The following is a 22,151-nucleotide window of genomic DNA, read 5'->3' as shown; positions in this document are numbered from 1 at the left end:
TCCCGCAACGTTGAAAGCAGAAACGCCGGCGAAAGCCGGCGTTTCCTTTGCTGCATCCTTGCGGGCGGCGGTCAGGCCGCCTTTTCCTTTTCGTAGAACTGCTCTTCCTCGGTCGAGCCCTTCAGCGCGGTGACGCTGGAGCTGCCGCCCTGGATGACGGTGGTGACGTCGTCGAAGTAGCCCGCACCCACTTCCTGCTGGTGCGAGACGAAGGTGTAGCCCTTCTCGCGTGCCGCGAATTCCGGCTCCTGCACCTGTTCGACGTAGTGCTTCATGCCCTCGCCACGCGCGTAGTCGTGGGCGAACTTGAAGGTGTTGAACCAGTTGATGTGGATACCGGCCAGGGTGATGAACTGGTACTTGTAGCCCAGCGCGGACAGCTCGTCCTGGAAGCGGGCGATCTGCGCATCGTCCAGGTTCTTCTTCCAGTTGAAGCTGGGCGAGCAGTTGTACGACAGCAGCTTACCCGGGTGCTTGGCATGCACCGCCTGGGCGAACTCGCGGGCGAAGCCGATGTCCGGCGTGCCGGTCTCGCACCACACCAGGTCGGCGTACGGCGCATAGGCGACACCGCGGCTGATCGCCTGCTCCAGGCCGTTCTTGACCCGGTAGAAGCCTTCCGCCGTGCGCTGGCCGGTGACGAAGGGCTGGTCGTTGGCATCGAAGTCGGACGTCAGCAGGTTGGCCGCTTCGGCGTCGGTGCGGGCCAGCACGATGGTCGGCACGCCCAGCACGTCGGCGGCCAGGCGCGCAGCCTGCAGCTTCTGCACCGCCTCCTGGGTGGGCACCAGCACCTTGCCGCCCATGTGGCCGCACTTCTTCACCGCGGCCAGCTGGTCTTCGAAGTGCACGCCCGCCGCGCCGGCGATGATCATGTTCTTCATCAGCTCGTAGGCGTTCAGCACGCCACCGAACCCGGCCTCGCCGTCGGCGACGATGGGCAGGAAGAAGTCGATGGCATCGGCTTCGTTCGCCTTGCCGTCGCAGATGGCCTTCCACTGGATCTCGTCGGCGCGCTGGAAGGTATTGTTGATGCGGCGGACCATCGTCGGCACCGAGTCGTAGGCGTACAGCGACTGGTCGGGGTACATGGTCTCGGACGTGTTGCCGTCGGCGGCGACCTGCCAGCCGGACAGATACACGGCTTCCAGACCGGCCTTGGCCTGCTGCATCGCCTGGCCGGCGCTGATCGCGCCGAACGCGTTGACGTAGCCCTTCTTCGCCTCGCCGTTGACGAGCTTCCACAGCTTCTCCGCGCCACGGCGGGCCAGGGTGTACTCCGGCTGCAGGCTGCCGCGCAGGCGGACGACATCCGCGGCGGCGTAGTCGCGCTTGATGCCGGTCCAGCGCGGGTTGCTGTCCCAGTCCTTCTGGATGGCGTCGATCTGCTGTTGCTTGGTGCTCATGGCGGGCTCTCTTTCGTCGTGGGGCGTCGTGGTGGAGGTGATCGGTCGATGCGTCAGTCGATGCGGTCGTACGCGGGCAGGGTCAGGAAGTCGGCCAGCTCGTCGGCGCGGCTCAGGGCGTCGAGCAGGGCGATGGCTTCGGAGATGCGCTCCCCACCCGGCAGCCGGCTGTGGTCGCCCAGCTTCGCCGGCAACGCGGCCAGCGTGCGCTGCAGCAGGGCGTAGTCGATCTGGGTGCCGTCGCACAGGTGCACGTCGGGCGTGTGCAGCCACTGCCAGATCTGGGCGCGCGAGATCTCGGCGGTGGCGGCGTCCTCCATCAGCCAGTGGATCGGCACGCAGCCGTTGCCGTCCAGCCACGCGGCCAGGTAGCGCACGCAGACTTCCACGTTGCCCTCGAAGCCGGCGCGGGTGATGGTGCCGGTGGACGGACGGATCAGGTCGTCGCGGGTGACCGTCACGTCCTCGCGCAGCACCCCGCGCTGGTTGGGCTGCGGCATGTGCTCGTCGAAGATCGCCTTCGCCACCGGGATCAGCGCCGGATGCGCCACCCAGGTGCCGTCGTGGCCGGCGGTGACTTCACGCAGCTTGTCGGCGCGCACGCGGGCCAGCGCCTGTTCGTTGGCGGCTTCGTCGTTGTTGATCGGGATCTGCGCGGCCATGCCGCCCATCGCGTGCGCACCGCGGCGGTGACAGGTCTGGATCAGCAGCTCCGAATACGCTTTCAGGAACGGTTGCGTCATCGTCACCTGGCCGCGCTCGGGCAGCACCTTGTCGGCGTGGCGACGGAAGGTCTTCAGGTAGGAAAAGATGTAATCCCAGCGGCCGCAGTTCAGGCCCACGATGCGCTCGCGCAGCGCGTGCAGGATCTCGTGCATCTCGAACACTGCCGGCAGCGTCTCGATCAGCACGGTGACCTTCATCTGCCCGTGCGGCAGGCCCAGCGCCGCCTCGATGTGCGACAGCGCGGTTTCCCACAGCGCAGCCTCTTCCATGCTCTGCAGCTTGGGCAGGTAGAAGTACGGGCCGCGGTCGCGGGCCTGCAGCGCGCGGGCGTTGTGCCACGCGAACACCGCGATGTCGAACAGCCCGCCGGCGATCGGCGCGCCATCGATCAGCACGTGCTTCTCGTCCAGGTGCCAGCCGCGCGGGCGGACCAGCAGCACCGCCTGCTCGTCCTGCGGCTTCAGCGCGTACTGCTTGCCGTTCTCGGCGGTGAACGCCAAGTCACCCTGCACGGCGCCGATCAACGCACGCTGGCCGGTCAGCAGGTTCTGCCAGGTCGGCGAGGTGGAATCCTCGAAATCGGCCATGAACACCTTCGCGCCGGAGTTCAGTGCGTTGATGACCATCTTCGGGTCGACCGGTCCGGTGATCTCCACCCGGCGGTCCTGCAGGGCCGTCGGCACCGGGGCCACGGTCCAGTCGCCTTCGCGGATGGCGCGGGTGTCCTGGCGGAAGTCGGGCAGGCCGCCGGCGTCGAAGAAGGCCTGGCGCTCGCGGCGCGCGGCCAGCCGGGCCTGGCGCGCGGGCTCGATCGCACGATGCAGCGAGACCAGCAGCGCCAGCGCGCCGGGGGGCAGCAGGGCGTCCTGCCCCACCAGGTTGGTGGTCAGGGCGATGCCGGGGGTGGGCCGATCGGCACGGGCGTCGCGCGGCGGCAGGGCGAAAGCGGTAGCGGACATGGGGAACTCCTGGCGTCTTGCTGGACTGGCACAGTGCTCCCCGCTTCAATTATTTGACAAAACAGTTTTGTCAATGCATTAAATAAGCTCTGCTTATATCTTGTTAGAACGTGAGCTCTAAAGAAGCGCCAACTCCGCGATTTCCCTACAAATCCGATCGGCTCAAGCCCCTGCGGGCGTTCTGCCAGACGGTGCGCCTGGGGTCGGTGTCGCGCGCTGCGGAGGCGCTTTTCGTCAGCCAACCCGCCATCACCCTGCAGTTGCAGGCGCTGGAACGGGAGCTGGGGGTCAGCCTGTTCGAGCGCAGCGGGCGCCGGCTGGCACCCAGCCGGGAAGGCGAAGTGCTGTATGAACTGGCCCAGCCGCTGGTGGCGGGACTGGACGGGCTGGACGCGACCTTCCGCGAGAAGGTCAGCGGACTGGAGGCCGGCGAACTGAACGTGGCCGCCAACAGTTCCACCATCCTGTACCTGCTGCCGAAGATCGTGGAGCACTTCCGCCAGCAGCACCCCGAGGTGAAGCTGACCCTGCACAACGCCGCCAGCGCCGATGGCACGGATCTGCTGCGCTCGGATGCCGTGGACCTGGCAGTGGGCTCGGTGCTGGACGTGCCGGCCGACCTCAGCTACGCCCCGGTCTACCGTTTCGAGCCGATGCTGATCACGCCGCCGGACCATCCGCTGGCGACCAAGCGCGACCTGCGCCTGGAGGATCTCTCTCCTTACGGCCTGATCCTGCCGCCCAAGCGGCTGGTCACCTACCGGCTGGTGGACCTGGTGTTCCAGCAGGCGCGCGTGCCCTACACCGTCGCGCTGGAGGTGGGCGGCTGGGAAGTCATCAAGCAGTACGTCAGCATGGGCATGGGCATCTCCGTCATCGCCTCCATCTGCCTGACCGAGAGCGACCGCGACCGCCTGACCGCGCGTTCGCTGAGCCAGTGGTTCCCCTCGCGCAGCTACGGCGTGGTGGTGCGCAAGGGCAAGTTCCTGTCGCCGCAGGCGCGCGCCTTCATCGAACTGATCCAGCCCCACCTGTTCGAGCGCCGCGATTACGATGAGAGCGGACATTCCGAGCGCTGACGCCACGCCACGATGAGCGGCCGCTATCGACAACACGCCTACGCGCCCGGCCGCTCGCTGCTGTGTCGTTGGGAATACGTGCAGGGAGCGGAGGCAAGTCCCGCGCTCGTGCTGCCCGACGCTTGCGTCGACCTGCTGTGGGATGGCGAGCGCCTGCGCATCGCCGGGCCCGACACCCGCGCGCAGTACGCCCGGATCGCGCCGGGTCGCCGGATAAGCGGCCTACGGTTCGCGCCTGGCACGGCAACGCGCTGGCTGGGTGTTCCGTTGCATGTCCTTGCCGACCAGCGTGTGGACCTGCGCGATCTCGGCATCGCGCGCTTGGCGACGCTGGCCGACCGGATGACGGAGCGCGACGCCGACGCGATGGTATGGCTCGCCGATCGGATCCTGCTCGACGCGCCGGCACGTGACGCCGCGATGCAGGCGGTGCATGCGCGACTTTCATGCGTGCAGCCCGCCTCGGTCGCGCAGCTCGCGCGCGACCTCGGCATCACCGAGCGCACCTTGCTGCGCCGGTGCGACGAGGCGTTCGGCTACGGACCGAAACTGCTGGCACGCATCCTGCGGTTGCAACGCTTCCTGCACCGGCGACACGACGACACGACGCGGATGGAAGCGGCCCTGGACGCGGGCTATTACGACGCCGCCCAACTCGCTGGCGACACGCGACGCCTTACCGGCCTGACGCCGACGCAACTGGTGGCGCAGGTCGCGCGCTGACTGTCCGATTTCGCCAAGACACGCCGCTCGGACTTCGCCAGACTGGCGGCCTCTCTCACCGGGAACCCGCCATGAGCACCGCCGAACAACACCACCGCATCGACTACCTCGAATTCAACGTCGCCTCCATCGCCGCCTCGAAAGCCTTCTATGGCGCCGCGTTCGGCTGGACGTTCCAGGATTACGGCCCCGACTACTGCGAATTCCGCGACGGGCGTCTGACGGGAGGGTTCGCCTACGGCGCGCCGCAGCCGGGCGGCGCCCTGGTCGTGCTGTACTCGACAGCGCTGGAAGACAGCCAGGCACAGGTGGAGAAAGCCGGAGGCCGCATCACCAAGCCGATCTTCGCCTTTCCCGGCGGACGGCGCTTCCAGTTCACCGATCCCGACGGCTACGAACTGGCCGTGTGGTCGGCGACCTGAATCAGCGGATCTCGTAGCGCGCCAGCAGCGCGCGGTGGCCTGAGCGCCACTGCGCGAGTCCGGCAGGCGACCCCTCGAACGTGCTGTCGATGAAGGCCAGCGACAGCGATTCGGTGGCCCGCTTCACGGCCTCGCTGACTTCGCGCGAATCGAAATAGCGATGGTCGGTGAACACGTTGTGGGTGCCGTGCCGGTAGACCGCCAGCACCTTGCGCGTACCCCCCGTGGCGTCGAACACCTTCAGGCGATCGTCCACGCTCGAGCCGAAGCCGGGGATGCGGATGATGTCGTCGGCGGTGGTCACGTGCAGGGTGGGAATGGTGATGCCGGACAGGATGGGCCGGAAGTCCTCGTCGCCGTAGAACGGCGGCGCGGAAATCACAATCGCGGCGCGGATGCGCGGGTCGCGCAGCTGGATCGCACGGCCCTGTCGCACGACACGTGCGCCGGCCGACATCAGGGTGGTGTTGGCGCCGTAGGAATGGCCGGCGGCGACGATGCGCGCGCGGTCGATGCGCGCGCCCCAGTCGCCCGCCAGCACGCGATCCAGGGCGAAGCGCTGGTCGCGGACGCGATCGATGGCTTCGGCATCGCCCGCTGCGTGCTGGAAGCGGGATACCAGGGTGAAGGGATTGCCTTCCCACAGCGCGCGGTCGCTGCCGACATGCTGGACGTGGAGGCTGGCTATTCCATGGCGCGCCCAGTAGCGCCCCAGGTAGGTGTAGCCATCGCGTGCGCTGCCGATGCCGTGCGAGAACACCACCAGCGGCACGGTACGCGTACGCGTACGCGCTGCGTCCGGCCAGAACAGCTTGACCGGCACCGCGCGATCGCGCGCCGGGTCGAACCAGTCCAGGTCCTGCACGCGATAACCGGCGTGAAGGCCCGCATCCGCGTCGCCGCCGGCGGGCGCGTGCGAAGACGCCGCCAGCATCGGAGCCAGCAGCAACAGCGACAGCAGGGCCACCACGCGGTGGCGATGGAGGAAGGCGGCAACGTTCATCGGCAACACATCACGAAAGGAAGGCCGCGCGCCTGGGCGACGCACGGGACGACACGCGCGCGCGGATCGCGGCGCCTATTTTTTCTTCGGGCGTCCGGCCTTCACCGGCGCCAGGGCATCCAGCGCCCGGGCGAGCGCCTGCGGCGACAACCCGGCTAGCGCGTGCAGGCCCGCGCGCAGCAACTCGCTTTTCTTGGCCGGCCGCTGCACCTGCAGGGCTCGGCCCTTCAGTACACCGACCAGGGCGAAGTCATCGGCCGGCATGGTGAAACTGTCGCGCACGAGTTTCGCCGGTCGGTCATCGGCGCTGGCGGCCATGCCCGTTCCGGCCGCTTCACGCACTTTGCGGGACTTGGCCATGCCGACTCCAAAAATCGTATAAACGATTTATACCTTTTCCGACGTCCGCCGCCAAGTCCATGGCCGCCGACGAACGGCCGTCGTTCATACGCCCTCGTCCGGCGCCGGAGGCGTCCCGCAGTCGTAGACTGGAGCCCTGCCCCCCGTGGGTCCCGCCGATGAGCCACCGTGTTGCGTCCCTGCGCACGGGCGAGCGTGCCGCCCTGCTCGCCGCCGAGGAGGCGTGCGCACTGGCCACGGCGCTGGCCATCGCGCCGCACGACCCTACCGGCGTGCACGAAGCGCGCAAGAGCCTGCGCCGGCTGCGCTCGCTGCTCGCGCTGGTGCGCGACGCGCTGGGCAAGGAGGCGGTGGACGCGATCGACGACGAACTGCTAGCCATGACCCGCGACTTGTCCGCCCTGCGCGACGGGCAGGTGGTGCAGGATGTGGCACGCCTTCTGGCACGCGAAGCCACCGACCCCGGCGAACGGGAGAACTGGCAGGCCCTGCTGCCGGCACTGGCAGGGCGCCACGAGCAGGTGCTGGCCGCAGCCTTGTGCGAGGACCCCGGTTTCATGCGCCGCCAGGCCCAGGCCCACCGCCAGGCCGAGCACCTGCGACAACTGCCGTGGCAGCGGCTGAAAGCCGGCGACCTGCGCCACGCCTTGGCGCGTTCGGAGCGGCGCCAGGCACGCGCGCAGGCGAAGGCAATGGCCAGCGGCCAGGTGGACGACCTGCACGACTGGCGACGCAAGTCGCGCCGCCTGCGCATGCAGCTGTCGGCCTTGCGCAAGCTGCAGGTGGCGCCGCGTGGCAAGGCCGCGCGACTGCCACCGCGGTTCATCAGCCAACTGGTCGACCAGTTGGGCGCCCTGCAGGACCTGGTCCTGCTGCATCGGGCGCTGGAGGCGCTCGAACCCGCGCACGCGCGAGCGAAACGGATCGTGCCGCGATCGCGCGTGCGCACCGCATCACCGATCCAGCCACTGGCGTAATTGCGTTTACCGCGTCGTCGACGGCACGGTAACCCTCGTCAAGAACGACCCCCTGGGGCCGATACTGACGCATGAGGCCCTTCCAGCGGCGGTAAAACGCCTGGCGCACCACGACACCTCGATCCGACGGGCTTGGCACGAAGCCTGCATGCCTTCATTGGTCCACCCCACGGGGCGGATCGCCTCTCACGCAGGAGTACTCCCCGCAGGTGGACGCCACCTCCACGATCGCCGGCGACACGCCCTCACGGCGCCTGTCCTCTCCGCGCGCGCGCATGCCGCCGCTGGCGTGGGCGGCGGGCGTGCTGCTGCTGGGCCTGTCGAGCACCGCGGTGGTGGCCCATCGCGAGTGGCGCGACCTGCAGGAACGCGCCGAGGAAGCGCGGCGCGAACTGGCCGACGCGGGCGCCGCGCGCCTGCGGGTGCCGCTGGAGCAGGCGGCCCTGATGCTGCGCGCCATGCAGACCGTGTTCCTGGCCAACGACCAGATGGACCAGGCGCGCTTCAGCCAGTACCACGCCAGCCTGCGCAGCCCGCTGCCCCCGGCCGCCTACACCTCGGTGGCGTTCGCGCGCCGCTCGCCCGCGGGCGAGCCGCTGGCCGATCAGGTGTCCTACCGCTACGAATTCGTCGCTCCCTACAAAGCCAACACGTCGCTGATCGGCTTCAACATGGTGACGCAGAAGGCCAACCTGGCCGCCCTGCTGCGCGCGCGCGACACCGACACCGTGGTGATTTCCGCGCCGTTCGCGCTGCAGCAGTCGGTACCCAGCGGACAGAACCCGCTGGGCGTCACCCTGCGCCTGCCGGTGTATTCCGACGGCCCCACCCCGACCACGCCCAACCAGCGGCGCGCTCGCGAGATCGGCGCGCTGGCCATCGGCATCCGCCTGCAGCCGTTGGTGGAATCGGCCCTGTCGGGCCCGGTGCTGGACGGCTTCCGCGTGCGCATCTACGACGCCACCGCCGGCGCGCACCCCTTCTACGATTCCGCCGCGCCCGCAGCCGCCGGCATCCCCATGCAGCAGCGCCGCCTGGACATCGGCGGCCGGCAGTGGCGCATCGAGATGCTGCCGCGCCCGCAACCGCTGGAACTGGGCCGGCTGCAGGCCCTGCTGGCCGGGGGCGGCACCATCAGCCTGCTGCTGGCCGCGCTGGCGTGGTCGCTGGCCAGCACCCGGCGACGGGCCGAGTCGCTGGGCGAACAGATGAGCCAGCGCTACCGCGAAAGCGAACTGCGCTTCCGCGCCCTCAACGAACTGCTGCCCGCGCTGGTCCTGCTGGCCGATGCGCGCGACGGCCGCATCGTCTACGCCAACCAAGCGGCGCGCCTGCGCCTGGGCGACCCGACCGGACTGCCGCTGTCGGCACTGTTCTCCGATCCGCAGCTGCAGCACCGCGCCCGCGACGCCGACACCATCGGCAACGACTGGGGCAACCTGGAAGCCGTGCTGCTCAGCCCCGGCGGCGAAGCCTTCTGGGCCAGCGCCTCGATCGCGCACGTCGACATGGAGGGACGGGCGCACCTGCTGATGGTCGCCACGGACATCTCCGAACAGCGCGAGCTGACCGAACGCCTCAGCTACCAGGCGACCCACGACGCGCTGACCGAGCTGTGCAACCGCCGCGAGTTCGAGCGTCGCGTCGAGGAAGCCCTCAGCGAGCGCAAGGGCCGCGTGGCGTGCGATCCCTGCGCTCTGCTGTACATCGACCTGGACCAGTTCAAGCTGATCAACGACGTGTCCGGCCACATGGCCGGCGACCAGCTGCTGGCGCAGCTGGCGCTGGCCATGCGGCAGCAGCTGCGCGGTGGCGACGTGCTGGCGCGCCTGGGCGGCGACGAATTCGGCCTGATGGCCTTCCACGTGGATGCCGAGGGCGCGCGCGCGCTGGCCGAACGCCTGCGCGAGTGCATCGAGGCGCTGATGTTCGTCTGGCAGGACCGCACCTACACCGTCAGCGCCAGCATCGGCGTGGTGGTGGTGGACCAGCAGGAGCCCACGCTGAAGGACCTGCTGGCCTGGGCGGACACCGCCTGCTACCTGGCCAAGGAGAACGGCCGCAACCGCGTGCACGTGTACCGCCAGGACAACGAGACCACCCGGCGCCAGGGCGAGATGGAATGGGCCGGCCGGCTGCGCTGGGCCGTCGAGCAGGACCGACTGCTGCTGGACTACCAGGAGATCGTGCCACTGGATGGCAGCGACACCGCCACCAGCATCGAACTGCTGCTGCGGCTGCGCGACGAGGACGGTGGCGTGGTGCTGCCCGGCGCCTTCCTGCCTGCGGCCGAGCGCTACGGACTGATGCCCGCCATCGATCGCTGGGTGATCCGCAATGCACTGGCGCATTTCGGCCAGCTGCACGGTACCGGCCTGCGCCTGGGCACCTGCGCGATCAACCTGTCCGGCGCGAGCATCGAGGACGAGGGCCTGGCGGACTTCATCCTGGCGCGCATCACCGAGTACGCGGTGCCGGCGCACCGGCTGTGCTTCGAGATCACCGAGACGGTGGCCGTGCGCAACCTGCTGAAGGTGGTCGGCGTGATCGAGCGCCTGCGCCGCGCCGGCTGCCGCATCGCGCTGGACGACTTCGGCGCCGGCATGTCGTCCTTCGGCTACCTGAAGAACCTGCCGGTGGACCTGATCAAGATCGATGGCAGCTTCATCCGCGACCTGGAAACCGATCCGATGAGCCGCACCATCGTCAGCGCCATCGCCCAGATCGGCCACCAGCGCGGCCTGAAGGTGGTGGCCGAATGGGTCGCCAGTCCGAAGATCTGCGATGCGCTGCGTTCGCTGGGCGTGGACTACGGCCAGGGCTTCGCGCTGCATCGCCCGGAGCGGGTGCTGTTCCAGCGCGAACAGCCTCCCCCGCGCCGGCTGGCCGTGGTGCGCTGACGGTCGCGCGCGCCGCGCCGTTCAGCGCGCGGGCGTCTCCACGGCCCGCGGCCGCACGTGCTCCAGCAGGCTGACCAATGTCTTGCCCGGCTCCTCCCACGGAATCATGTGCGCGGAGTGCTCGAACCACACGCCCTGCTTGTAGGGCGCCCGCACCTTCGCCAGCCAGGCCGCAGTGGGTTCCGAGGGCGTGGTGTAGTCGTGCCGGCCCATGAACATCACCACCGGAATGGGGAACGCCTGCACCGCGTCGAAATTAACCTGCAGGAATTCGTCCAGCAGGCGCCCCAGCGTGAGCACATTGCCGGCATTGATGGCACAGCGCGCGGCATCGTCGTAGTCCGGCGACAGGCGCGGCCCCCGGTAGAAGTAGTCGGAACTGTCGCGGTAGGCGGTCAGGCCGCCATAGAACTGCGGCCACTTGCGCGCGATGACGATGCGCTCGCGGGTGATCGGCTGGTCGCCCGGGTACGGGGCGATCGCCTCCATCTCCCGCACCGCCTCCAGATTGCCCTGCTCGCGTGCGGTACGCAGGCCGTAGTCGAAGCTGACCCGCTCGTTGGTCCGCACGTTGATCACCTGGCCGATGCCCACGTAGGCATGGAACAGGTCCGGACGCTGCAGCGCCGCGTGCATCGCCACCACGGTGCCCCAGCTGTGCGCCATCAGCACCAGCTTGCGCTTGTGGTAGCGCGTGCGCAGGTGTTCGGCCAGCGCGATGGCGTCGTCGACATAGCGCTGGATGTGCAGGGTATCGGCGACCGCGTCGCGGTCGTTGAGCAGCAGCGTCCTGCCGGCGCCGCGCTGGTCGTAGTTGACGACCGTGAAGTACTCCTCCAGCGGACGCTGGAACTGCCACAGCGTGGGGATGATCGGCGAGGCCGGACCGCCGTGGACGAACAGCACCATCGGGTTGTCGCGGTCCTGCCCGCGCACGTTCACCCATTGGCGGATGCCGCCGATCTCCACCGCGTACGCCTCCTGCACACCGGTCGGCGCGGTGATGCGGCCAAGATCGGCAATGATCTCGCGTGCCGGCGCGTAGGCCGAACGGTCCGGGCAGCTCTCCTGCGCCTGCACGCCCAGCGGCAGCCAGGCGAGCAGGAAGGCGGCGAATGCGTGTTTCATCCTCATCTCCATCCGGGGTACGACGGCATTGTCGGCCAGGCCCGGCGGCGGCGACCGTGTCGTTCGTCCCTGTCGGCGATCAGAGGTGGGCCATCCACTGGCGCAACAGCGCCTGCAATGCCGTTTCGTGAACCTCCACGTCCCCGGAACAGCGGAAGGCCAGCGTCGCCCTATCGGCGCCCAGCCACGTCAGCAATCCCGTCGGATCGGCGATCGCGCCCGCCGGCAGCACGCGCCGGTCCGCGCCCAGGTGCAGCACCAGCAGCACGCTGTCCGGCCTCCTCAACTGCATCGTGGCGAAATGACGGCCGTCGAGGTGGAAGCTGGGTGCGTTCCACTTGATGTCCTCGCCGATGCGCGGATCCGTGGCGCGGATCGCGGCGCGCAGTCGCTGGAGCGTGGCGTCCTGCGGATGCGCCAGTGCGGCGAGGAAGGCGTCGACATCGGCGGGCGCGGCGGACTTCTTCGCAGGCATCGGCATTCCCTGGGCTAGGACGCCCGTGGATCGGCGCCGAGGCGACGGTACAGCGTGCTGCGACTGATGCCCAGCTGGCGTGCCGCCTGGGCGATGTTGCCGCCGCAGGCCTCCACCGCCGCACGCATGCTGGACAGCGTGATCGCATCCAGGTCGCCCGCCGCTGCCACCGTCTCTGGCCGCGATGGCATCGCGGCCGGCAGCCGCGCGCGCAGGTAGGCCGGCAAGGCGTCCACGCCGATCTCGCTGCCCGGTTCGCTCAACGCCACCAGCGTGCGCAGGCTGGCCACCAGCTGGCGCAGGTTGCCCGGCCAGTCGTAACGGACCAGGGCGTCGTGGGCCGCGTCGGACAGGCGACGTCCCTGTCCGATCCGCGCCCACAGCGTGCGCACCCGCTTATCGCGCCCGTCCGACGCCCGCAGCGGCGGCAGCGCGACGATGTGGTGGGAGATGCGGTAGTACAGGTCCGCGCGGAAGCGTCCCTCCGCCACCGCATCCTCCAGATGCCGGTGGGTGGCGCAGACCAGGGCGAAATCCAGCTTCACCGGCTTGCCGCCGCCCAGCGGCGACAGCTCGCGGTCCTGAAGTACCCGCAACAGGCGCGGCTGCAGCGCCATCGGCATGTCGCCGATCTCGTCGAGGAACAGCACGCCGCCCTCGGCCTGGCGCAACAGCCCGGTGCTGCCCTCCTTGCGTGCGCCGGTGAACGCCCCGCTCTCGTAACCGAACAGTTCCGCTTCGATCAGCCCCTCCGGCAGCGCCGCGCAGTTGACCGCGACGAAGGGCTTGCCCGCGCGTGCGCAGCGGCGATGCAACTCGCGCGAGAACACTTCCTTGCCCGTGCCGGTCTCGCCCAGCACCAGCACCGGGATGCCGGCATCGAGAACGCGACGCGCGCGTTCGAGATCCGCCACCTGCGCGTCGTCGAATAGCGGCGCATCCGCATCCAGGGCCGACGTCGCCGGGGACACGGTGATCGGCGTGGCCGCGCGTGCCCGCCGCGCGCGCGTGGGTTCGTCCACGTGGCCGTAGAGCACCCGCCCATTGCGGTCGTGCAGTGCTCCGTCGTCGCGCAGGCGCGAGACCGCGCCGTCGAACAGCGCGTCGTACGACGCGCGGCCCAGGTCGGTGCGTTCCAGGCCGAACAGCGCCAAGCCCACGCGGTTGGCGGCGATCAGGCGCCCGTTGCGGAACGCCAGCAGCCCCTCGCGCGCGGTACCCAGCAGCGCGCGTCGGCTATGGACGCGCAGCAGGTCCGCATCGGCGATGCCTTCGTCGAAGTAGCGGTGCTCTATGTGCGCCACCGCCAGCTGCGACAGCCCCAGCGCATGCACCTGCGCCACCGACGCGTCGCCGGAGATGTCCAGCACGCCGACCATGCGTCCGTAGGGATCGAAGATGGGCGAGGCCGCGCAGTTGAGGATGCGGTGCGGGGCCGCGTAATGCTCGCCGCCACGCACTTCCACCGCGCGGGCGTCGGCGATGGCGGTACCGATGGCGTTGGTGCCCACGCGGGCCTCGCTCCAGCAGGCGCCCGGCATCAACGCCACGCGACCGGCCTTGTCCAGAAAAGCCGCGCTGCCCTCGGCATCCAGGATCCAGCCCTCGGCATCGGTGAGGATCGCGATGCTGCCGGTGTTGGCCGCATCGGCGGCCAGCATCTCCACCTCCGCCCGCGCCAGCCGCCACAGTCGCTCGTGCTGCTCGCGCATGGCGCGCAGGCGGGGCGCATCGATGGGTTCGATCGCGGGCCGGGCATTCGCGGCCAGGCCCAGGCCGCGGCAGCGCCGCCACGACTGCAGGATCGCACCGGGGACCTGGCCCACCGGCGTGCGCCCGCCCTCGAAGAATGCGCGCCGCGCCTCGACGATCGGGTCGCCGCCCTGGAAGTCCTGTGCACGTGCCATCGCCCTGACCCTGCCGGCGATGTGTCGCATTTTGCGACAGCCCGACCGCCCGCTGTCCCGATACACACCACAGCCCGCGACACCGTGCAATCCCCTCTCATGCTGCAACGCGGCAGCCACGGCACGCCATCCTTTTCGTCACCGGCATTCTCGCCATGGCGCACCGCAGCACATCTCGTTGGCACGCGGCCTGCGTCGGAGGGTCGCACCCGCACCGGGTCCATCTTTCCACGGAGCCACCGATGAACGCAGTCGCCACCCCCCGCCCGCAGGCCGTCGATCCTTCCGCCATCTTCAAGCGGCGCTACGCCAACTACATCGGCGGGCAATGGGTCGAGCCGCGCTCGGGCCAGTACTTCGACAACCTCACTCCTGTGACCGGCAAGGTCTTCACCCAGGTGCCGCGCTCGAACGCGGAGGACATCGAACTTGCGCTGGACGCCGCGCATGCGGCGAAGGACGCCTGGGGCAAGGCCTCCACCACCGAGCGCGCCAACGTGCTGCTGAGGATCGCCGACCGCATCGAGCAGAACCTGGACCTGCTGGCGCACGCCGAGACCTGGGACAACGGCAAGCCGATCCGCGAGACGCTCAATGCCGACATTCCGCTGTGCGCGGACCATTTCCGCTACTTCGCCAGCGCCATCCGCACGCAGGAAGGCAGCATCGGCGAGATCGACGGCGACACCATCGCCTACCACTTCCACGAGCCGCTGGGCGTGGTGGGCCAGATCATCCCGTGGAACTTCCCGCTGCTGATGGCCTGCTGGAAGCTGGCACCCGCGCTGGCCGCCGGCAACTGCGTGGTGCTGAAGCCGGCCGAACAGACGCCGGCGTCGATCCTGGTGCTGCTGGAAGTGATCGGCGACCTGTTGCCGCCGGGCGTGCTGAACGTGGTCAACGGCTTCGGTCTGGAAGCGGGCAAGCCGCTGGCCAGCAGCCCGCGCATCGCCAAGATCGCCTTCACCGGCGAAACCACCACCGGCCGGCTGATCATGCAGTACGCCAGCCAGAACCTGATCCCGGTGACGCTGGAACTGGGCGGCAAGTCGCCCAACATCTTCTTCGCCGACGTGATGGCCGAGGACGACGACTTCCTGGACAAGGCGGTGGAGGGCTTCGTGCTGTTCGCCTTCAACCAGGGCGAGGTGTGCACCTGCCCCTCGCGCGCACTGGTGCAGGAGTCGATCTATGACCGCTTCATGGAAAAGGTGCTCGCCCGCGTCGCCGCGATCAGGCAGGGCAATCCGCTGGATCCGAACACGATGGTCGGCGCGCAGGCCTCGGGCGAGCAGCTGGAAAAGATCCTGTCCTACATCGACATCGGCCGGCAGGAAGGCGCCGAGGTACTGGCCGGCGGCGAACGCAACGCGCTCGACGGCGACCTGGCCGGCGGGTACTACGTGAAGCCGACCGTGTTCAAGGGCCACAACCGGATGCGCATCTTCCAGGAGGAGATCTTCGGGCCGGTGGTGTCGGTGACCACGTTCAAGGACGAAGCCGAGGCGCTGGCCATCGCCAACGACACGCTGTACGGCCTGGGTGCCGGCGTGTGGAGCCGCGACGCAGCGCGCCTGTACCGCATGGGCCGTGCGATCCAGGCCGGCCGCGTGTGGACCAACTGCTACCACGCCTATCCCGCACATGCGGCGTTCGGCGGCTACAAGCAGTCGGGCATCGGCCGCGAGAACCACAAGATGATGCTGGACCACTACCAGCAGACCAAGAACCTGCTGGTCAGCTATTCGCCCAAGGCGCTCGGCTTTTTCTGACGCTTGCGAAGCGGCGCCGTCCGACGGGCGGCGCCGCGCGTGTGCGCGGAATTGATCGGAATCAACGTGCCCGGCGCGCCATCCACGTAGGTTGGCGGCCTGTCGGGCCACTAACGGAGCAGCAGATGGACAGCACCATGAAGGCCGCCGTCGTGCGGGAATTCGGCAAGCCGCTGGTGATCGAGGAAGTGCCGGTGCCGCGCCCCGCGGCCGGCGACATCCTGGTCAAGATCGAAGCCTGTGGCGTGTGCCACACCGACCTGCACGCCGCCGAGGGCGACTGGCCGGTGAAGCCCAATCCTCCCTTCATCCCCGGCCACGAAGGCGTCGGCCATGTGGTGGCCGTCGGTGCCGGCGTCCGCCACGTGAAGGAAGGCGACCGCGTGGGCGTGCCGTGGCTGTACTCGGCCTGCGGCTACTGCGAGCACTGCCTGGGCGGCTGGGAGACGCTGTGCGAGACGCAGCAGAACACCGGCTATTCGGTCAACGGCGGCTTCGCCGAGTATGCGCTGGCCAACGCCGGCTACGTGGGCCACCTGCCGGACAACGTGGGCTTCGTCGAGATCGCGCCGGTGCTGTGCGCGGGCGTGACCGTCTACAAGGGCCTGAAGGTCACCGACACCCAGCCCGGCGACTGGGTGGTGATTTCCGGCATCGGCGGACTGGGCCACATGGCCGTGCAGTACGCGAAGGCGATGGGCCTGAACGTGGCGGCGGTGGACGTGGACGACGCGAAGCTGGCGCTCGCGCGCCGCCTGGGCGCCACCGTCACCGTCAACGCCCGGACCACCGACCCGGTGGCGTACCTGAAGAAGGAAATCGGCGGCGCTCACGGCGCCCTGGTCACCGCGGTATCGCCGAAAGCGTTCGAGCAGGCCATCGGCATGGTCCGCCGCGGCGGCACGGTGTCGCTCAACGGCCTGCCACCGGGGCAGTTCCCGCTGGACATCTTCGGCATGGTGCTCAATGGCATCACCGTGCGCGGTTCCATCGTCGGCACGCGCCTGGACCTGCAGGAATCGCTGGCCTTCGCGGCGATGGGCAAGGTGGCCGCGACGGTGGCGACCGACCGGCTGGAGAATATCAACGATGTGTTCGCGCGCATGCACGCCGGCACCATCGAAGGCCGCATCGTGCTGGACTTCGCCGCCTGACGGCCCCGGATGGCACCGCCCGTGACCGACGCATCGCCCCCTGCAGCCACCCCTCCCCTGCAGGTGATCGCGACAGCGCCGGCGTTGCAGCTGATCGACACGCTGCGCAGCCGGCACGGGCCGGTGCTGTTCCATCAGTCCGGCGGCTGCTGCGACGGCTCCTCGCCGATGTGCTTTGCGGTGGGCGACTTCATCGTCGGCGATCGCGACGTGCGCCTGGGCGAGATCGGTGGCGCCGACTTCTACATCAGCGGGCCACAGTTCGCGTACTGGAAGCACACCCAGCTGATCATCGACGTGGTGCCCGGGCGTGGCGGCATGTTCTCGCTGGAGAACGGCGAAGGCGTGCGCTTCCTGGTGCGGTCGCGGCTGTTCACCGACGAGGAATTCGCGGCGCTGAGCGCGGCCGGGCGCGTGTGATCAACGCGTGTGATCAGTCGGAACCTGCAGTTTCGCCCTGCGCACGCGCTGCGCCACCGGCCAGCGCGGCTTCCCTGCTTCGGGCCGGCAGTGGCATGACGCGCAGTCCGCGCTGGCGGCACAGGTCGAACGCCGGGTAGAGGGCGCGGCGGCCGTTGGCGAAGGCGATGTGCAGGTCGTGCACGCAGGCGTCGCTGTCAAGCTGGACGGTGACGGCTTCACCGCCGCCGGCCAGCCGCGCGCCGGCCAGCAGTTCGCGCCCCTCCTCGGCATCGACCGGGGAGGCGGTGACCGACACGATGGCATCGTGCGCACGGTTGACCAGGTACAGGTAGTGGGTGCGTTCCCGTGCGTAGGCGGCGGGAAGGGCGACGACGGTCGCCAACAGGGCGAAGACAGACAGGCGGGACATGGCGTGATCTCCGGCAGGAAGGGCGCCACCGCGGCACGGAGCGCACGCGGGGCGTGCCGCATCACAGGCCCACCGGAGGGATGCGGCAACGGATCCGTGACGAATCGTCGTGCCGCCGGGGCGAATCGTAGGGCGTGACCTTCGCGCCTTCCCGCGGCGCCGGCAGGGCCCTAGCATGCGGTCGCCGATCGGGAGTTGCGCATGAAGATCCGCCTTGGCTCGCTGGAAGTCCGGCTGTCCCGTTACCTGGGCCTGTGGTCGCTGGTGGTCGTGGTATTCGCCATGCAGGGCTGCGTCAACGACGCCGTCAATGCCCGCGTATGGCCGCCGCTCACCTATCTGCGCTGGTCCGGCGTGCAGTGGCTGACCTGGGCCGGGCTGGCGCCGCTGGTGTTCCGGCTGGGCGAGCGCCACCCGCTCCCGTTTCCCCTGCCCTTCCACGCGCTGCTGCGGCACATCGGCTACAGCATCGGGGTCACTTTGCTGGCGATGGTGATCGGCGCGCTGGTGTCGTCGCTGTTCGAGCCCACCGGCTTCGGCGAGCAGCTGTGGCAGTTCGTCAGCAAACACTTCGCCACCGGCCTGCTAGCGTACTGGTCGCTGCTCGCCGTGCAGCAGCTGCTGCACTTCCAGGCCGAGAAGTCACGGCGCGAACTGGAGGCGACCCGACTGGCCACCGAACTGGCGCAGTCGCGCCTGCAGGTGCTGAAGACGCAGCTGCAGCCGCACTTCCTGTTCAACACGCTGCACGCCATCGTCACCCTGCTGGACGAGGACACGCTGTCGGCGGAAGACATGCTGCTGCGCCTGAGCGAACTGCTGCGCGCCTTCCTGGAGGACTACGACGGCCAGGAGATCCCACTGCGCCGCGAACTGGAACTGCTGGAGCTGTACCTGGGCATCCAGCGGCGACGCTTTCGTGACCGCCTGACCACGCGCATCCATGTCGCGCCCGACGTGCTGGACGCGGCCGTGCCCAGCCTGGTGCTGCAGCCGATCGTGGAGAACGCGATCCGGTACGGCATCGGCCAGCACGTCGGCGACGACTGCGTCGAGATCGACTGCCGTCGCGAGGACGGCATGCTGTGCATCGACGTCCGCAACCACAACAGCACGCTGGACGAGAGCGGGCACGCGGGCGGACACGGCATCGGCCTGTCGAACACACGGTTGCGCATGCGCGAGCTTTACGGCGACCGGGCCAGCCTGCGGCTGGACATGATGGTCCCGCGCGGCGTCGCGTGCCGGCTGCGCCTGCCGTTCCATGAGCTGGACGAGGAGCTGCTGCCGGAGCACGTGCCCGCATGAAGGTCTCCGCGCTGGTGGTGGACGACGAACCGATCGCACGCCACGCGGTGGTGCGGCTGCTGCGCGAGGATCCGGACATCGCCGTGGCCGGCGAATGCGGAGACGGCGTGTCCGCGGTGGCGGCGATCCGCGACCTGTCGCCGGACCTGGTGTTCCTGGACATCCAGATGCCCGCGATCACCGGCCTGGACGTGGTGGCGACGATCGGCGCGCCACGCATGCCCGCAACCATCTTCGTCACCGCCTACGAGCAGTTCGCCGTGCGCGCGTTCGACGCCAACGCGGTGGACTACCTGGTGAAACCGTTCAGCCGCGAACGCTTCGCCGAGACGCTGCGGCGCGCCAAACAGCGGTTGGCCACCGCCCCCGGCGCAGATGCGGACATGACGACGCGGATCATGCAGGCCCTGGCCTCGCTGCAACGGCGGGAGGACTATCTGGAGCGCATACCGGTCCGCGAGGACGAACGGGTGGTGCTGGTCGAGGTGGACGATATCGTGTGGATCAAGGCCAGCGGCAACAGCGTACGTCTGCACCTGGCCAACCGCGTGCACGAACTGCGCGAGACCATGACTGCGCTCGCCGCGCGCCTGGACCCGCGCCACTTCGCGCGCGTGCATCGCTCGGCGATCATCAACGTGCGCCGCGTGCGCGAGATCCACCCCTGGTTCAACGGCTACCACGTCGTCACCATGGACACGGGGCAGCAGCTGCGCATGAGCCGCTACCAGCACGAAGCCTTCCTGCGGCTGGCGACGCTGGGACGCGGGGACTAGCCCGCCTTGCCAGCGATCATGCGCGCCGCCTGCGCCTTGCCGGCGGCCAGTGCGTCGTGGCAGGTGAAGTAGTCGCGCCGCCCGTCGCGCCACGCCTCGCTCCAGGCGCCGCCCTGCGGGGCGCGCACGCGCACCGCCAGCGACCACGGCTGCCGGTCGTCGGGCCGCTCGATCACCACTTCGACCAGATGTCCCTGGCAGGTCGACAGATCCACTTTCTTCTGCATGCACGGATCCCCGGCGGGAAGGAGGTTCGCCCTGCCTGGCCTGCGTTCCGGTCCGCCCTGGTCCATTCCGGCCAACGCGGAAAGCCGGGCACGCGGGCCAGCTATTCCGATGCCACGCCCGCGAGCTGCAGCACCCAGCCCGGCACCTCGGGTTCACCGGCGTAGAAGTCCTTCGGCTTCTTCTCGGCCATCGCCCAGCGGTGCAGCCAGCTGGGACCGTAGCGGCCGTTGTAGCCGTCCTCGCCGCGCGCATAGGCCGGGTCGCGCATCGCCTCGTCCAGCGTCACCACCCGGTAGCCGCGGCGCTGCACACCGGCCACCAGGTCGGCATAGGCGACGGCGTTCAATTCGTTCGCATGCAGCAGCCAGACCTGCGGCAGCGCGTAGCCCAGCAGGGCCTGCGACTGCCGTTCGTAGTAGTCGACCTTGTTCAGCATGTAGGGAAGGTAGCCGCGCTTCAGTCGCTCCAGTGTGGCCGCGCGCTCTGGCGTGTCGGGCTGACCGTCGAGCACGTTCGCGTAGGCGAAGGCCCAGACCCATTCGCCATTGTCGACGGTGACCGGCGCGATGCGGTAGCCCTGCTGGTCGAGGAAGGCCGACAGCGCGGCGCGCTCTTCCGGCGTGCGGCCGGCACGCAGGTAGGGATGGCGGAACCAGCGAGGCACCTGGCCACGCTCGGCCAGCAGCGGCCGCAGCGTGCGCTCGCCATCCAGGATGTCCTGCTGGAACGCAGGCAGCCCGACCGCATGCAGGTCGAGGTGGCCATGGGTGTGGTTGCCCAGTTCGTAGCCCGCCTCCCGCCAGTCGCGCAGCATCGCCACCCGCGCCGGCTGCACCTGCCCGTCGATCTCCAGCTTGCCTTCATTGACGAAGCCCACCACCGGCACGCCGGCCTGCTTCAGCTGCGCCATCAGCTGCGCATGGCGCAACGGCAGGTCTGCCGCCGGGGTCTTGTCCATGCGCTGCCAGGGCAGGTCGTCGATCGTGATGGCGATGCTGCGGTCGGGCTCGGCGGCGTGCGCGCCGAAGGCGAGCAGCACCAGCAGCCAGGCGGTCATCGGAAAGCGCATGCGGCGGGCTCGGGAGGGAAGGCGTCGAGCTTACCCGCGCATCCCGATCCGGTCACCGGCGGAACCCGCGCAGCTCACGCGCTGGACGACGCACCGCTGCCCAGCCATGCCTCGATGGCGGCATGCAGGCCGGGATGCGCCGGCACGCGGATGCCGAAGCCCTGCTGCAGTTCCGCGATCACCGCGTCCGCATCCGCCAGTGGCCAGCGCTCGCTGGCAAGGCCGGTGCGATGCAGCGCGACCCCGCCGCTGCCCAGTGTCCTGCGCCATCCCGGGCCGGTGCGCGCCACGCGCAGCTGGCCCATGAACGGCGAGTCCGGATGCGTACTGACGTACCAGTTGCCGACCACCTGGTCGATCTCGGCCTGCGGCTGCAGATCGAACGCATACAGTCGGCGCCATTGCCCGGCCACCTGCGCCTGCAGGGTGTACTGGTCGCCGTGGCGCGTGATGCGGTACGGCTCGTGCGGCGTGGACTGCACCGCCTCGGTGTCCAGGCGCAGCGGCGCGGTCGGCACCATGCCCCCAAAGCCGACATCGACGATGTGGCGTTCGCCGTCCACCGTCGCCAGCATCAGCAGGTGGGTGCGTGCGGGCACGGCGTCCTCGGCTTCGCCCATCAGCACGCGGGCGGCGATCGCCCGTGCGTCGAAACCCAGCGTGTGCAGCAGCGCCAGGAACAGTCGGTTGAGTTCGTAGCAATAGCCGCCGCGGCCGTCGTGCAACAACTTGCGCTCTATCGATGGCAGTTCCACCGGCACGGGCAACCGCAGCAGGGTGGACAGGGTCTCGAACGGGAAGACGGCGGTGTGGCGCGCCTGCAGGGCGCGCAGCGTGGCCAGGGTGGGAGCCGGCGGCTGGTCGTGGCCCAGCCTGCGCAGGTACAGCGCGACATCGGTGAGGGTGGCGGACATGGGAGCTCCTCGGAGGGCAGGACGCCAGCCTGC

General features: G+C 69.4%; 21 protein-coding genes. 10 read left to right on the top strand and 11 right to left on the bottom strand.

The features are described from left to right. Positions 1-71: 71 nt before the first annotated feature. Both aceA and aceB read right to left on the bottom strand, forming a co-directional pair. Positions 72-1,406 (bottom strand): isocitrate lyase, encoded by a 1,335-nt coding sequence (aceA, locus tag IAE60_RS04920; RefSeq protein ID WP_185894896.1) that lies wholly within the window; start codon positions 1,404-1,406, stop codon positions 72-74. Between the two features lie 53 nt (positions 1,407-1,459). Continuing rightward, entirely contained in the window at positions 1,460-3,091 is a 1,632-nt protein-coding gene (gene aceB, locus IAE60_RS04915; protein WP_187574088.1) for a malate synthase A, read from the bottom strand. 110 nt (positions 3,092-3,201) lie between these two features. Between aceB and IAE60_RS04910 the strand changes: the two genes are divergently transcribed. The 3 genes from IAE60_RS04910 (at position 3,202) to IAE60_RS04900 (ending at position 5,315) form a co-directional block, all read left to right on the top strand. Beyond that, a complete protein-coding gene (locus tag IAE60_RS04910; RefSeq protein WP_185894894.1) occupies positions 3,202-4,170 on the top strand; it encodes a LysR family transcriptional regulator in 969 nt (322 codons plus the stop codon). Between the two features lie 12 nt (positions 4,171-4,182). Then, positions 4,183-4,893 (top strand): helix-turn-helix domain-containing protein, encoded by a 711-nt coding sequence (locus IAE60_RS04905; RefSeq protein ID WP_187574087.1) that lies wholly within the window; start codon positions 4,183-4,185, stop codon positions 4,891-4,893. A gap of 71 nt (positions 4,894-4,964) precedes the next feature. Then, positions 4,965-5,315: a VOC family protein gene (locus IAE60_RS04900; RefSeq protein WP_187574086.1), complete on the top strand. Its 351-nt coding sequence runs from the start codon at positions 4,965-4,967 to the stop codon at positions 5,313-5,315. A gap of 1 nt (position 5,316) precedes the next feature. Here the strand turns inward: IAE60_RS04900 and IAE60_RS04895 are convergent, their stop codons facing one another. After that, positions 5,317-6,318 (bottom strand): alpha/beta hydrolase family protein, encoded by a 1,002-nt coding sequence (locus IAE60_RS04895; RefSeq protein ID WP_187574085.1) that lies wholly within the window; start codon positions 6,316-6,318, stop codon positions 5,317-5,319. Between the two features lie 75 nt (positions 6,319-6,393). Beyond that, entirely contained in the window at positions 6,394-6,678 is a 285-nt protein-coding gene (locus tag IAE60_RS04890; protein WP_187574084.1) for a hypothetical protein, read from the bottom strand. Positions 6,679-6,836: 158 nt separating this feature from the next. On the opposite strand from IAE60_RS04890, the gene IAE60_RS04885 reads away from it, so the two are divergent. Further along, positions 6,837-7,655: a CHAD domain-containing protein gene (locus tag IAE60_RS04885; protein ID WP_187574083.1), complete on the top strand. Its 819-nt coding sequence runs from the start codon at positions 6,837-6,839 to the stop codon at positions 7,653-7,655. 209 nt (positions 7,656-7,864) lie between these two features. After that, a complete protein-coding gene (locus tag IAE60_RS04880) occupies positions 7,865-10,555 on the top strand; it encodes a bifunctional diguanylate cyclase/phosphodiesterase (RefSeq protein ID WP_244966660.1) in 2,691 nt (896 codons plus the stop codon). Between the two features lie 21 nt (positions 10,556-10,576). On the opposite strand, the gene IAE60_RS04875 is transcribed toward IAE60_RS04880, so the two are convergent. From IAE60_RS04875 to IAE60_RS04865, 3 genes are all read right to left on the bottom strand, one after another. Beyond that, positions 10,577-11,683: an alpha/beta hydrolase gene (locus tag IAE60_RS04875; protein ID WP_187574082.1), complete on the bottom strand. Its 1,107-nt coding sequence runs from the start codon at positions 11,681-11,683 to the stop codon at positions 10,577-10,579. A 79-nt stretch (positions 11,684-11,762) separates the two neighbouring features. Further along, entirely contained in the window at positions 11,763-12,158 is a 396-nt protein-coding gene (locus tag IAE60_RS04870) for a DUF1801 domain-containing protein (RefSeq protein ID WP_187574081.1), read from the bottom strand. 14 nt (positions 12,159-12,172) lie between these two features. Further along, on the bottom strand, positions 12,173-14,065 hold the full coding sequence (locus IAE60_RS04865) for a sigma-54-dependent Fis family transcriptional regulator (RefSeq protein WP_187574080.1): 1,893 nt from the start codon (positions 14,063-14,065) through the stop codon (positions 12,173-12,175). Positions 14,066-14,307: 242 nt separating this feature from the next. Between IAE60_RS04865 and adh the strand changes: the two genes are divergently transcribed. The 3 genes from adh (at position 14,308) to IAE60_RS04850 (ending at position 17,411) form a co-directional block, all read left to right on the top strand. Then, positions 14,308-15,837 (top strand): aldehyde dehydrogenase, encoded by a 1,530-nt coding sequence (gene adh / locus IAE60_RS04860; RefSeq protein WP_187574079.1) that lies wholly within the window; start codon positions 14,308-14,310, stop codon positions 15,835-15,837. A gap of 125 nt (positions 15,838-15,962) precedes the next feature. Beyond that, a complete protein-coding gene (gene adhP, locus IAE60_RS04855) occupies positions 15,963-16,991 on the top strand; it encodes an alcohol dehydrogenase AdhP (protein WP_162110804.1) in 1,029 nt (342 codons plus the stop codon). Positions 16,992-17,012: 21 nt separating this feature from the next. Next, positions 17,013-17,411: a DUF779 domain-containing protein gene (locus IAE60_RS04850; protein WP_244966659.1), complete on the top strand. Its 399-nt coding sequence runs from the start codon at positions 17,013-17,015 to the stop codon at positions 17,409-17,411. Positions 17,412-17,424: 13 nt separating this feature from the next. Here IAE60_RS04850 and IAE60_RS04845 read toward each other — a convergent pair whose 3' ends face one another. Continuing rightward, a complete protein-coding gene (locus IAE60_RS04845) occupies positions 17,425-17,823 on the bottom strand; it encodes a hypothetical protein (RefSeq protein ID WP_187574077.1) in 399 nt (132 codons plus the stop codon). A gap of 201 nt (positions 17,824-18,024) precedes the next feature. Here IAE60_RS04845 and IAE60_RS04840 point away from each other — a divergent pair, with 201 nt between their 5' ends. Then, positions 18,025-19,131, top strand: coding sequence for a sensor histidine kinase (locus tag IAE60_RS04840; protein ID WP_187574076.1), 1,107 nt, complete (start codon positions 18,025-18,027; stop codon positions 19,129-19,131). After that, complete coding sequence (locus tag IAE60_RS04835; RefSeq protein ID WP_187574075.1) at positions 19,128-19,907, top strand: LytR/AlgR family response regulator transcription factor; 780 nt, start codon at positions 19,128-19,130, stop codon at positions 19,905-19,907. The genes IAE60_RS04840 and IAE60_RS04835 overlap by 4 nt, the downstream gene beginning before the upstream one ends. Here IAE60_RS04835 and IAE60_RS04830 read toward each other — a convergent pair. The 3 genes from IAE60_RS04830 to IAE60_RS04820 form a co-directional block, all read right to left on the bottom strand. Next, positions 19,904-20,134, bottom strand: coding sequence for a hypothetical protein (locus IAE60_RS04830; RefSeq protein WP_185894882.1), 231 nt, complete (start codon positions 20,132-20,134; stop codon positions 19,904-19,906). The genes IAE60_RS04835 and IAE60_RS04830 overlap by 4 nt on opposite strands. 101 nt (positions 20,135-20,235) lie before the next feature. Then, on the bottom strand, positions 20,236-21,204 hold the full coding sequence (locus IAE60_RS04825) for a polysaccharide deacetylase family protein (RefSeq protein WP_187574074.1): 969 nt from the start codon (positions 21,202-21,204) through the stop codon (positions 20,236-20,238). 74 nt (positions 21,205-21,278) lie between these two features. Further along, positions 21,279-22,118 (bottom strand): arylamine N-acetyltransferase family protein, encoded by an 840-nt coding sequence (locus tag IAE60_RS04820; RefSeq protein WP_187574073.1) that lies wholly within the window; start codon positions 22,116-22,118, stop codon positions 21,279-21,281. Between the last annotated feature and the right edge of the window lie 33 nt (positions 22,119-22,151).

The organism is Pseudoxanthomonas mexicana (genome assembly GCF_014397415.1).
Lineage (GTDB): Bacteria > Pseudomonadota > Gammaproteobacteria > Xanthomonadales > Xanthomonadaceae > Pseudoxanthomonas_A > Pseudoxanthomonas_A mexicana.
Note: the sequence above shows the minus strand (reverse complement) of the source record. Positions and strands in the feature narration are given on the sequence as shown.